Raw genomic sequence first — 11,648 nt, forward strand, 5'->3', positions numbered from 1 at the left:
GGAGCAGATCTGCAACGGATTTACTTACTGCAGTAATTTGGTATTTAAGAAAAAAACACCCTCAATATTGCGATTTGCCCCATGCTTTGGCTCTTCTTCAAAACCCTTATAAAGAATTGATTGAGAGACTTTGTGAAGATAAAGAGGTTAGGAGTATGATTATTTCCATTGCTACTGCAGTAGAAAGCGGAGCGAGTGAACAGATAGCCGGAGTAGTAGGAAGTTTACAGGGAGCTGTTGCACAAATTAATACTCCGGAATTTATGTGGATTTTTGGAGCTGATGAATTTGATTTACGGTTAAATAGTTTAGAAAACCCTAGTATTATGGTTGTAGGAAGCCATCCTACAATATCCGGAACAATTGCGCCTCTTTGTAGCCTGGTTACTTCTGTAGGTTCTAAAATGATGAACCAACCGGATAGATTGCCATCAACTGTGATGCTGGATGAATCACCTACGGTATTTATTCCGAATATAGAAGTAATTCCGAACACAGGGAGAAGCAATAAAATATCGACAATTTTATTCGTTCAGGATTTAAGCCAATTAATTGATGGTTACGGAAAAGAGAAAGCAGATGTATTGTTTTCTGCTTGTGGGAGTCATTTTTATGGAAGGGTTGCAAGTAGTCATACTGCAGATATTTTAAGTAAACAGTTTGGAAAAGAAGACAGACTTTTTGAAACTAAAAGTACAAATAAGAAAAATACATCCATATTACAGAATAATAAAGGGAAAAGTTATTCTTACCAGGAAAGAGATGTTTTTAAGAGTTCCGAATTTATGAACTTAGGAGTAGGAGAGTTTGTAGGACGCATTGTAGAAAATGAAAATCCTTTGATTTATGCTCAGTATAAAATGAGTAAAACAAATACAAAGGTAGATTTAGCAAGTGTAGTTCCGAGAACTAGTCCAAGAAAAATACAAGAGTATTACGAGAGAGTATCAAAAGAAGCCGAACAAATTTTAAAAGGAGAATTGGAATATCCAAAGGCAGTAAACAGAGAAGAACTGATTAAACCCACATTAGAAGAAGAGCAGGAAAGAAAAGAATCACAGGACGAAGATTTTAATTTTATTAAGAAAGTAGGCGGAGAATAGATAAAATGAGAAATCAATCGGAATACAGAATTTTATTAATTGAGTATAGATCAACTTCGTAAAAGAGTATATTTATATTACATGGTTATAAAAATTACGATATTACGTTTCCTCAAATTTCCTAACTGTTGTGAATTTTAAGCACAAAAAACTCCTACAAAAAGTAGGAGCTTTTAATGAGTTATTTATCTTTTATATAACTTAAAATTATTTAAATATTTCTTAAATAATGACCATATGAATAATACAATTAAGCCTAATAAAAATTCTATATAGAAGATAGATTCTATATAGCTAGTAATTAGCAATATAAGGATGAAAAATCCTATTAAATAACTAAATAAATGTTCCTTTTTTAATAAGACTAAAATACTATAAATAGAACTACCAAATATTACTGAAATTATAAACTTGGTGACTGGAAATTCCATATTTTTAGTAAAGCCACCAGTTATAATAACAATAAAGAATATAGGAGCTATAATTTTATAGATTCTTTTCATACGATTATTTTTGACAATCTTCTAAACATGCAAGTGCTTCATACCCAGCTACGGCAAATCCAGCCGTTCCACATGCCCATCCTGCCCATAAAGCAAAAGGACCGGCTACAGAAGCACATGTAGCAGCCCCTGTTGCTGTGTAAAATACCATTTTTGCTCTTCCTAGTTTCGAACAAGTAGAACATTTAACCTTACTTCCTAAACTTATCTCATTGTAATATAAATCACTTGCACTTTCTATAATGTTGTATAGATCAGTCTGATTATATTCGTACAACTGAGGAAATTTAGAATATATTTGCTTTGAATGATAATTGAGTTTAGTCTTAGCATCTGTTACTTCTTGTTGAGTATATCCTGATAAAGAAATAAAATAAGCATCATCTTTCTGAGATTCTAAAGTTTCTCTATTAAAATTAGCTACAAAATTTTGTTTCTTTGGCATTTCTTCAAAAAAAACAATCATATCAGATAAAGCTCTAAAATCTACATCCTCAGACAAAGCAGTTGGTAAATCTTTATCGCTTATTCTTGCCATAGTTTTTGAATCACCTTTTGCAGTAGTCGTGTTTTGAGTTAATTCTGAAGAATCATTTTCACTACATGAAATTAAAGTAGTTAATGAAAATAGAGCAACTGTGGCAGCTGCTAATAAAATTTTAATTTTTTTCATAATGTTTATTTTTTATGGGTTAAAGTGTAGGCGAATATAAATATTATTTTTAGTTTGTGAAATAATATTTATGTATTTTTTTTTTTTCAATACTCTAATTAATAGTTATTTGTAATTATTAAATATCATTATTAATGCAAAAGTATAGGAGAAAAACGACAAAACTCGACGTGTTAAAATAAAAGCTGAAAATATTCGAAAAAGTTTATTGCTCAGTAGTTTTTTTTACGCCTACACCTATTTTGTTATAAAATAACAAAATAGGAAAAATTTATCTTTAGGACATGCAGGTGGGCGACCGCAACTTTATTTTAGATAATGTAATATTATTAATCCTTTCTCTATAGGATTTACAAAGAATTGAAAATTTACAAGTTCATACATGTCAGATTTATGGTAGCAATAAAAGGGAAAAAAATAAAATGTTTAGATTAAAAAGGAGTACTGAATTTCAGCACTCCTTTTTATATTGATAATAATTTAGTATCTAGGCAAATTCGAATTTATCTAATTCAATATGCTTTTCTTCAAACTCTTTTTCGGCTTCTCTTAGATCGTAAGCAGTTTGTAAGCGAATCCAAAATGCAGCATTACCTCCAAAAACTTTGGAAATTCTTATTGCCATAATGGGAGTAATTGCGCTTTTACCGTTAACAATATTAGATAAAGTAGGTCGTGTAATACCTAGAAATTTAGCAGTTCTATCAACTGTTAATTTATTTGGTTTAATAATCTGGTTCGAAATAATTTCACCAGGATGCGTATTGTGCTTGATAGCACGAACTATAGGTTTCATATAATAAAATTCGATTTTTCGGTTCTACAATCTTAATGAGTATCTAATAGATCTAGATCATAAGCATTTTTACTTTCAAATCTAAAAATGATGCGATAATTACCAGTAACGTCCACAGACCAAAACCCTTTTAATTTCCCCTTTAATGGATGCAATCGCAGTCCTTTAAAAGGCTCAAAATCTTGAGGAACTTCTTCAACACTATCAATAATATCTAAAATTTCACGTATTCTATCAATCATTTCTGAGGGTAATTTACTAGAATCATCTTTTGTCCAGTATTTTTTTAAGCCCTTATGCGTTATGGAATAGATCATTACTCTTTATCACTTGTAAAGTGTAAAGTTACGCATTACGTTTTACATATGCAAATTATTATTTATTTTGTAAAATTTCAGTCGTCACTTCCTTAGCCTTCTCGTTTCTTCAAAACGCTTGGCATTCGTTGTTCCTTTGTTCAATTTTTTTAAGATTCGGATATTTACAGAGCAGGCGATATCAAAAAATAAAATAGCATAAACAAAAAAATCCGGAATTACTTCCAGATTTTTATTTTAAGAAAAAGAACTGTCCAAACAGTGATAATCCTGCCTAAGCTGTCCAAATTATACTCGTCCTGTTCTTTATAAAAAAAATATTTTAAATTTTCAAAAAAGGACTGTTCAGATTTTGTAAATCCTGCCGTTAAGCTGTTCAGATTTTATAAATCCTGCCCTTTTCTAAAGCAAAGGTATGTAAATTTTTTAATTTAAAGGTTCTCCAAATAAAACCATATCAATGTCATGCCTAACTTTTAAATCAAATTTCGAAAGATTTTTATTGTAGGACAATTTATCTATTTTTTCATCTTGCTTTTGAGCAGAATAATGCAATCCTAAAATAGACATAAAGTTTAGGACAAGCAATGCAATAATCAAATTTGATTTAGTTAGATTTTTCATAATAATTATATTTTTTTTAAATTAGTTTATACTTAATTAATCACTTCAGATATGTTTTTTCAATAGCTGAAAGTATTAGTGTTTTCATATCTGTATTTTCGTCAAATGCTTTTTTTCGAAGAAAATCATAAGTTTCAACAGGTAAATTCATAAGGAATTTTTTTGTCAATGGTTTATCCTTAACAGGAACAACCATTTGCAATGGTGTTCTTTTTTCCTTTGTAATATTTTTCGCAAAATCGCCTAATTTAGTAGGTTTTCCCATAGTATATATGTATATACGGATATATAAGATTAAATTTTTTCCAACACTTCACGAGTTAGATTTTCTATCTGCAGCTTGGCTTTTGGGTCTGTAATTTCATTACTGATTGCAGAACGAGTAAAAGCAACCAAATCGGAAATGTAATTTTTTGCAATGGGGATTTTATGCTTTTCCATTGCTTCGTGCATTTCACTGGTTAATGTTGTATTTGGTTTTACCATATTAAAAACAATTAACGCCTTTTTTTCGCTCTTTGAATCTTTAATAATACTTATTGTGTCTTCTATTGCTAAGAGGTCATAAATTCCGGTTTTTGTAGGTATTACAATAACATTTGCCAACTTAGCTAATTCAGGAAGTTTCTCATTAAGATAGGGCGGAGTATCAATAAAAATAAAATCAAAATCTGATTTTAAGACGTCACTCATTTCATCTGCAGAAAAAACCGGAATATCTGAAGCCGTTCGGGAACGCCATAAAGAACCTTGTAAATCCAAATCTATAATGCAGACTTTAACCTCATTATTTAACGCTAAAGCCATATTAAAAGTTAGAGTAGACTTCCCTACACCTCCTTTTTGGTGCGTTGTTAAAATGATTTTTGCCATGTTTGTATATATGTATTTACGTATATACAAATATACAAAATAAAATTTATTATCTTTGTTATTTAATTAGAGATATAATTTTTGGTTGTGATTTGGTTAAATGGTGCGAGGAATCGCACCATTTTTTATGAAGCATACCCCTCTGACAGAATGAAAAAGACAGCTAACGAGCTGTCTTTAAAAACACAAATGATGAAAAGTGCATTTCTGCAACTCTGCAATACAAATATATTCTTTTTCCCGAATGTATGTTGAGAGAATTTATAATTCTCCTCAGCATACATGAGTAGGCGAAGCCGATTTATGCGCAATCAAAAAAAACATTGCTTTAGAGGTCTTTAAACTTCCTGTACTGCTCAATTCCCATTTTTTCTATTACAAAATCTTCCATTCCAATATCTCTTTTTTCTCTGACGTAGCGGGTAAAGGATAAAATGCTTTTACAGGCTTCAAATCCTTTGGACTGCATATCTTTTCTAATATTTTCTTGCAATCCCTCTAACCACTCCGTATAATCCTCAAAAGTTGGTTCTATGGGTAAATTATGATACAGATAACTGGCGTTACCGTAAGAAAACAATAAAGAATGATATTCTTTATCCTGATCAGCAAGGTTGCTAATAAAATTTTCCTGCGCTGTATTGTATTTTTCTAAAGGATGTTTTACGGTTATCATTTGATAAAGATATAATATTTATGGTTTGGAGCTTAAACCTGTTATAGTCGAAAAAAACAATTCTTCCCTTTTTTTCTTTGTGTTTTCTCCTTCTCCATACAATAATTGGAGTATAGAAAATTTTATATAAAAAATTATTTTCTTTTTTTCTGTCAATTTCTTTTATAGCATTTGAAATACAAATTTCAATGTTTTTATAATCATAGTAAGCAATTCGCAAAAGATTAATCTTCTTTTTTTTACAATAATTATTCTTTTTTAAATCATTTGAAATTGTTTCCAAAATTTTTTTTAATCCTTTAAAGTGATTGACAGCTTCAAAATGTTGTAAACCGTCAAATTCAATACATAAATTATATTTTGGAAGATAAAAATCATAAGCTAAACTTTGTATATTTTTTAAGTTTGGAAATGTTTTTTCTTTAGTGAATTGTAGTTTATGAAAAAGCAAATATTTCTCTACTTTTTTAGCTCCTTTTGATTCTCCTGGTTTACATTTAGGGCAAGTAGCAGTAGATTCTTTTATATGTTGTTTATAATGCCAACTAGGAGTATTACAATTTTTGCAAATTAGATTAAATTTTATTTTTCCCCTTCTGTCTCGACCAATTCTATTATTATATTCAAATTCATCTTCCAAATTTGCAGAAAAAATTAATTGTCTAATTTCGGATATATAATCTTCTGCAGTTTTTCTATATTTTCTTTTTTTATTACAATGATTACATCCTCTCTGGATTCCTATATTGGTTGCTGATTGTATGAAAGGCTCAGTATGGTCTAAGATATTGCAACCTAATTTTACTAAATTATTTCCAAAATCATCTTGCAGTATCTTTCCTTTTTTATCTTTTAAAAAATCAATGATGTAGTAATTTTCGCTAATAATTTTATCATTAGAGCTTTTGATAATCATTTTTAAATCCTCAATACACAAAGATCTAATTTCACTTCTTATTTCAGAAAGACATCCCGGGCAATTATAAGATTTATCTGATTTACTGTTTGCACTTATAGGAAATACATGATTTTTACCGTTTTCATCTTTATGTTTCAAGCATTCTACTTTTACCATTTTTTTATTTTCTTCGTTAAAAAAAACTTTTAATGGTTTATAAAAAAACTCTCCTGCAATAAATTTTTTTGTAAGATCGTTGAATGTATTTTCTATATTAATTTTCCTTTTCTCTTCCTGTTTTTTTTCTTTTTTCTCTTGCCTGCATTTTTTACAATCAGGTGTATACCCATGAAAATGACCATTTAGTGTCTGAGTTATATTTGTTTCTTGATGAAGAGTACAATCTAAAGTAATAATGTTATTTTCAAAGCCTTTAATATTATAAATATCTCCAAAGAGTGTTATAGATTTTTGTTGAATACTATCGACTGTATATTTACTATTGGATTCCGAAAAACAACCGGAACAATCGGAGGGCTTAGACTTATAATCTAAATTAGTATTTACTAGATTACCATGTTTATGACAAAAGGCAACTACTTTTCTCCTATAATATTTGTCGGGTTCCCCCACATCTAAAATAGTATAGGCTCCAACACCATGATGCAGATCATACATTTTTTGTACATACTCTTTATTTATTTTATGTTCTTTGTGTTTTCCCATGTGGTATTATTTATTGATCCAATCCTTTTTCTTTGGCTTCAATGAAGTTGTATAATTTTTTAAGGTTTAATTTTTCACAGGTAATATTCCTTTTTTCTGATATATTCCTATTAGATATCCGACAGAATTTTCAATCTTCAGTTTTCTCTGTCTTATTTTCTCATTCAACTCTGTAATTAATATGTCAAAATCTTTTTCTTTTTCTTTTCCGGCAATCAGCTCAGCCTGTATCTGAGAAAGCCCATAAGTGACCAATTTTGATATGTATTTTTGATTATCAATACTTACATCAAAATTTATTTCTAATTGCTGGGCGACTTTCATATTAACAAATATTTCAACCCATCTAAAAGAGCGACCTTGCTTAATTAATTTGAAATCAAAATAAAGATCACTTTCCTCATTGATTTGCTTTTTAGCAATATCTAAAACATATTTTTTAAAATCGTTAATCCTCTCAAATTGTTCATTCCCTTTTTTGTCGATCAATCCTAACATTTTTTTGAGTTCTTCTATTTCAATCCGTTTTTTTCCAACACTCCGCCATTGGCAACCTAAAGCATATAATCTTTTAGCATATTTAGAAGTTACGGAAAGAGTAGATTTTAACTGCATAGCAGTAAAATTGTTTTTCAACTCAAAAAAATAAGGCAAGGCTACTTCAGATAATTTTACTCTTATAGTTCTTGTACCCTTTAAATAATCAAAGTATTGGAATAAAACAAACTGTCTATATTTTTCTGAATCTTCTATCTCAAACATTTTAGTAAGCATTAATTCTGTGCTTTGTGTGAGCTGTGCAATATTCCAATTTCTACCAGTTATTTTTTCGATATCTCCTGTATGGATTGTATATTCTAATACCCCAATTTCCAATTGAGCTAAAACCATGAATAAGATATCGAGCTGACAGGAAGAAAAATCATACCGCCCTGAAGTAATTGCATTATGCTGTAGTATAACTTTTTCCTCTTGATTAATGTCTCTTAATTCCATAAATATTTTTTACAAATATACAAAAACGAGTAAATAAAAAGAGATTCGTTTTATATTATCGCACAATCATTATAAAAACTCGTTTTTTCATTATAAAAACTCGCAATAACATTATAAAAACTCGCAATAACATTATAAAAACTCGTAATAACATTATAAAAACTCGTTTTTACAAGTGTTAAAAAACAGATATACAGGACGTTACAGAGCCTTAAAATAGTAAAATAAGAAAGTAATAAATATTTTAAAGAATACGTTTGTTCAATCGGAATTTTATTTGATCTATTGGAGCAAAAATTTTGATGTCATTTTGTCATGTGCAGAGTGGAAGAAAAACAAAAAGAACGGAAAACAAGAGAATACATTTTGGCTTCGGGGGAATGTTATGTATAGCATAATATTTTAATAGATTTTACCTATTTTGTTGCTTTTTATTCCCTAATTTAAAATTTTCATTATGTCATTATTATTGTGTTTTTTTTGAATAATTAATAATTGTATTTTTTTGTTTATTTTTAATCAGGAGTAATATTTTTATCTTCTTTTTAAGAGTTTTCATATTTAATCTACTTTAAAATTTCACTTTTTATTTTCTCTTTGTTTTTCAGACCAGGACAAAAATTATCTTTTATAATTTAGCAGGATTTTACAGAGTGTTTTTAAAATAATAGAGTTATGTGAATAAATTGAGAATTTATTTTTATCTTTATATAAAATAATGGTTATAGTTGAAAGGTCAAGAAGTCTAAAAAGATATACAAAACCTTTCAGGTATTTGTCTACTTTTTACTTCTTGGTTTGTTCCTATCGTCACAAACGGAAAAAACCGTGTTTTTAAAAATATATAAATTGCTCAAATGAATATAGATGATATAAACTTTTCAGATGATTTTTTAAAAGAGTTACAGAAACTCGAGGGGGCAATGCAGGAGAGTACCAGGAAAGAAGAAATCCGTAAAAAAAGAGCAGAAGGAGGAAAATTGGGAGGAAGACCCATATTATCAAAAAAAAGAGAATTTCAAAAAAATGTTAGATTAAATGAAAATGAAAAAAATGAAATTGAAGCTCTTGCAAAGGCATACGGAATTACCGAATCTGAATTATTTCGTAGAAGTGCATTAAATATTTCATTACCAAATCCGGAGAGAAATAAAATATTATCTGATTATAAAACGCACTTCAGTAGGATAGCAAACTTCTTCAGAAATGATGTTTGGAATGAAAATGAAAAAAATGATTTTAAACAAGAGCTGAAAGAAATTATCAGTTTAATTAAAAGCAATCTTACAAGATGATAGCTAAAGCAAAATCTGTAAAAGGTAGTTTAGCCGCAGCATTATATAAAGAAAGAGAGGATAAGCAACACGAATTTATTTGTCAAAATAATATGATCGGGGAGAACGCCAGGGAGCGCTGGGAAGAAATGAGAGATATAGCAAATCTTAATTCCCGGACAGAAAACAAATATATTGAGAATGTTATAAGTCCTCCTAAAGAGATAGGCGAAAAGCTTACCAAAGAAGATTGGGAAAAAATAGCAAAAGATTACGCCGAAAAAATGAATTTTGGAGAGAATCAATGGTATGCTGTTAAACATAATAACACAGATGAACCGCATTTACATATTATAGTAAACAGGATAGATTTTTCTGCAAAAAACACTATTAATAGTCAATATATCGGTGAGAAATCCGGAAAGACTGCAGAAACAATGTCAAGAGAACGAGGATGGAAGACAGCTCAGGAATTTGCGAAAGAAAAAAAGGAAGAAATAAAAGTTTCTCTGCAAAATTCTGTTGGTTCTTCCAGGAGCTGGGGGGAAGTGGCGGAGAAAATGAAATCACAGGGGTATCATTTGGAATTAAGCTATAAAGAGGGGAATAAAATAAATGGAGCTCGGGTTATTCCTCTACAGGAATTTAAGAATAAAGAAGACATGAGCAGGAGAGAGGAACTCGCAAAAAAAGGCTACAAACTATCTGAAATAGACAGAAAAACCAAAATAAGCGACTTAGATAAAAAGCTAAGAGAAAACGAACTAAAACAAGCAAAAACGCAAAATTATGGAAGAAGCAGATAAAACAAAGAATCCGTTACAGGTGCTTTTAGAAGAAATACATGTTTCTAATCAATTAATTCAGCAGGAATTTAAAACGTTCACTTTAAACCAGGAACAATTTATTTCTCAAATTTCGGAGAAAGGAAAGGATCTGCAGAACCATACAGAAACAATTGAAAAATTAAGTCAAGCCATTAACCGGGATATTTCAAAAAGCTATCAGCAGAACCGAGAAGATCTCAAGCAGATCATGGAAGCCGGAACAGAAAAAATAAAATCAATCTCTGTTAGTTTGTCGGCTCAAGATCAAAACAAAATAAATAAAATAGAATCTATTTTTAATCGCTTTTGGAAACTGCCTGTATTTCTATTAATTATTTCTTTAGTGATATCCGGAATAGCTTCATATTTAGCAGTTAATTTTTATTCGACAAGTGTTAAAAGTAAAGAAGATTTACTTTCTGAGTATGCAAAAAACGGTTATACTATTACTAAAAAAGAAAATTTAGACAATCTAATTTACAATAATGATAGGTTTAATGAATGGGTAAAAGAGAATCCAAATGACAGCAAATCATTTAAACTCTGGTTGAATAAACAACAGGAGCAGGAAAAGCAGAATAAAAAAACTAATATCAAATAAAATGCAAAAAATAAAAGGTCTTTTAATGTTAGTCGCATTCATTGCGATTTTAATTAGTGTAGTATTTTTATGGGCTGTAATATCGAGTGTTCATTCAGAGCTTTTCTCGGGAATGAAAGAGGGATTAAGTGAATTAGTCACACCTCAAAAATATTCAAGAGGACAAGCGTTTTTCAGATTTATTGGTGCATTCGGCTTTTTCCTAATAGTAGTATTTATAGAATTAGGAGTTCTAAGAATTTTTTTACCTAGAATATTTAAACCAATATTTAATTTTTATAAAATGATTATTACATACCCCTTTCTTATCGTGTGGAAAGGAATAATGTCTAATCATAAAAAATCCTCTGCAGAAGTTGAACAAAAATTAAAAGCAAAGAATATTTTAACTCTTGAGACTACTAAAAGTGAAAAAATAGAGATTACAAATCCTTTTAGAGGAATCTTAGTTATAGGCGGTGCAGGAAGTGGAAAATCAGAAAGTTTTGCGATTCCATTTATTAGAGAATTTTCAAAGCAAAATTTCACAGGAATTATTTATGATTTTAAATTTCCGACATTAGGGCAGGAAGTAGAGAATTATTACACAGAAAATCAAAGTCCTGTAAAACGCTATTATCTTAATTTTGGAAACGCTGAATTATCCCATAGGGTAAATCCGTTAAACCCTTTATATATGCCATTTTCAGCATACGCAAGGGAGTACGCAAGTGCAATTATTAAGAACCTCATGAAAGAAAGCATCCGGAAAGAGGATTTTT

General features: G+C 29.6%; 13 protein-coding genes and 1 pseudogene. 5 read left to right on the top strand and 9 right to left on the bottom strand.

From position 1 onward, the window contains the following. Nucleotides 1-1,103 (top strand): type IV secretory system conjugative DNA transfer family protein (locus AC2A1D_RS17625; RefSeq protein ID WP_484044895.1); only part of this gene is annotated, 1,103 nt, incomplete at its 5' end. 507 nt (nt 1,104-1,610) lie between these two features. Here AC2A1D_RS17625 and AC2A1D_RS17630 read toward each other — a convergent pair. The 9 genes from AC2A1D_RS17630 to AC2A1D_RS17670 form a co-directional block, all read right to left on the bottom strand. After that, entirely contained in the window at nt 1,611-2,279 is a 669-nt protein-coding gene (locus tag AC2A1D_RS17630; protein ID WP_048508955.1) for a hypothetical protein, read from the bottom strand. 487 nt (nt 2,280-2,766) lie between these two features. Further along, on the bottom strand, nt 2,767-3,075 hold the full coding sequence (locus AC2A1D_RS17635; protein WP_048508968.1) for a HigA family addiction module antitoxin: 309 nt from the start codon (nt 3,073-3,075) through the stop codon (nt 2,767-2,769). A gap of 32 nt (nt 3,076-3,107) precedes the next feature. Beyond that, a complete protein-coding gene (locus AC2A1D_RS17640) occupies nt 3,108-3,392 on the bottom strand; it encodes a type II toxin-antitoxin system RelE/ParE family toxin (RefSeq protein ID WP_048508967.1) in 285 nt (94 codons plus the stop codon). 426 nt (nt 3,393-3,818) lie between these two features. Next, nucleotides 3,819-4,016, bottom strand: a complete 198-nt coding sequence (locus AC2A1D_RS17645) for a hypothetical protein (protein WP_484044896.1) — start codon at nt 4,014-4,016, stop codon at nt 3,819-3,821. A 40-nt stretch (nt 4,017-4,056) separates the two neighbouring features. Then, on the bottom strand, nt 4,057-4,281 hold the full coding sequence (locus AC2A1D_RS17650) for a hypothetical protein (protein ID WP_484044897.1): 225 nt from the start codon (nt 4,279-4,281) through the stop codon (nt 4,057-4,059). A 29-nt stretch (nt 4,282-4,310) separates the two neighbouring features. Beyond that, entirely contained in the window at nt 4,311-4,889 is a 579-nt protein-coding gene (locus AC2A1D_RS17655) for an AAA family ATPase (RefSeq protein ID WP_484044898.1), read from the bottom strand. A 328-nt stretch (nt 4,890-5,217) separates the two neighbouring features. Further along, the gene (locus tag AC2A1D_RS17660; protein WP_484044899.1) at nt 5,218-5,565 is read right to left on the bottom strand and encodes a hypothetical protein; all 348 of its coding nucleotides are present in this window, start codon (nt 5,563-5,565) and stop codon (nt 5,218-5,220) included. After that, the gene (locus AC2A1D_RS17665; protein ID WP_484044900.1) at nt 5,507-7,189 is read right to left on the bottom strand and encodes a hypothetical protein; all 1,683 of its coding nucleotides are present in this window, start codon (nt 7,187-7,189) and stop codon (nt 5,507-5,509) included. Before AC2A1D_RS17665 ends, AC2A1D_RS17660 begins: the two co-directional genes overlap by 59 nt. Nucleotides 7,190-7,255: 66 nt before the next feature. Then, nucleotides 7,256-8,185, bottom strand: coding sequence for a RepB family plasmid replication initiator protein (locus AC2A1D_RS17670; RefSeq protein WP_484044901.1), 930 nt, complete (start codon nt 8,183-8,185; stop codon nt 7,256-7,258). Between the two features lie 857 nt (nt 8,186-9,042). Between AC2A1D_RS17670 and AC2A1D_RS17675 the strand changes: the two genes are divergently transcribed. From AC2A1D_RS17675 to AC2A1D_RS17690, 4 genes and pseudogenes are all read left to right on the top strand, one after another. Continuing rightward, the gene (locus AC2A1D_RS17675; RefSeq protein ID WP_484044902.1) at nt 9,043-9,480 is read left to right on the top strand and encodes a plasmid mobilization protein; all 438 of its coding nucleotides are present in this window, start codon (nt 9,043-9,045) and stop codon (nt 9,478-9,480) included. Continuing rightward, nucleotides 9,477-10,265: a relaxase/mobilization nuclease domain-containing protein gene (locus tag AC2A1D_RS17680; protein WP_484044903.1), complete on the top strand. Its 789-nt coding sequence runs from the start codon at nt 9,477-9,479 to the stop codon at nt 10,263-10,265. Before AC2A1D_RS17675 ends, AC2A1D_RS17680 begins: the two co-directional genes overlap by 4 nt. Further along, nucleotides 10,249-10,887: a hypothetical protein gene (locus AC2A1D_RS17685; RefSeq protein WP_484044904.1), complete on the top strand. Its 639-nt coding sequence runs from the start codon at nt 10,249-10,251 to the stop codon at nt 10,885-10,887. Before AC2A1D_RS17680 ends, AC2A1D_RS17685 begins: the two co-directional genes overlap by 17 nt. Nucleotide 10,888: 1 nt before the next feature. Then, nucleotides 10,889-11,648, top strand: a pseudogene (locus tag AC2A1D_RS17690) (hypothetical protein); the annotation flags it as partial.

This window comes from Chryseobacterium sp. HNCC26DJ239, assembly GCF_057180445.1.

Excerpts from the sequence above, each read along its gene's own strand:
- AC2A1D_RS17645 (WP_484044896.1), bottom strand. The coding sequence starts at position 4,016 with ATGAAAAATCTAACTAAATCAAATTTGATTATTGCATTGCTTGTCCTA.
- AC2A1D_RS17640 (WP_048508967.1), bottom strand. The coding sequence starts at position 3,392 with ATGATCTATTCCATAACGCATAAGGGCTTAAAAAAATACTGGACAAAA.
- AC2A1D_RS17665 (WP_484044900.1), bottom strand. The coding sequence starts at position 7,189 with ATGGGAAAACACAAAGAACATAAAATAAATAAAGAGTATGTACAAAAA.
- AC2A1D_RS17655 (WP_484044898.1), bottom strand. The coding sequence starts at position 4,889 with ATGGCAAAAATCATTTTAACAACGCACCAAAAAGGAGGTGTAGGGAAG.
- AC2A1D_RS17660 (WP_484044899.1), bottom strand. The coding sequence starts at position 5,565 with ATGATAACCGTAAAACATCCTTTAGAAAAATACAATACAGCGCAGGAA.
- AC2A1D_RS17630 (WP_048508955.1), bottom strand. The coding sequence starts at position 2,279 with ATGAAAAAAATTAAAATTTTATTAGCAGCTGCCACAGTTGCTCTATTT.
- AC2A1D_RS17680 (WP_484044903.1), top strand. The coding sequence starts at position 9,477 with ATGATAGCTAAAGCAAAATCTGTAAAAGGTAGTTTAGCCGCAGCATTA.
- AC2A1D_RS17675 (WP_484044902.1), top strand. The coding sequence starts at position 9,043 with ATGAATATAGATGATATAAACTTTTCAGATGATTTTTTAAAAGAGTTA.
- AC2A1D_RS17650 (WP_484044897.1), bottom strand. The coding sequence starts at position 4,281 with ATGGGAAAACCTACTAAATTAGGCGATTTTGCGAAAAATATTACAAAG.
- AC2A1D_RS17670 (WP_484044901.1), bottom strand. The coding sequence starts at position 8,185 with ATGGAATTAAGAGACATTAATCAAGAGGAAAAAGTTATACTACAGCAT.
- AC2A1D_RS17635 (WP_048508968.1), bottom strand. The coding sequence starts at position 3,075 with ATGAAACCTATAGTTCGTGCTATCAAGCACAATACGCATCCTGGTGAA.
- AC2A1D_RS17685 (WP_484044904.1), top strand. The coding sequence starts at position 10,249 with ATGGAAGAAGCAGATAAAACAAAGAATCCGTTACAGGTGCTTTTAGAA.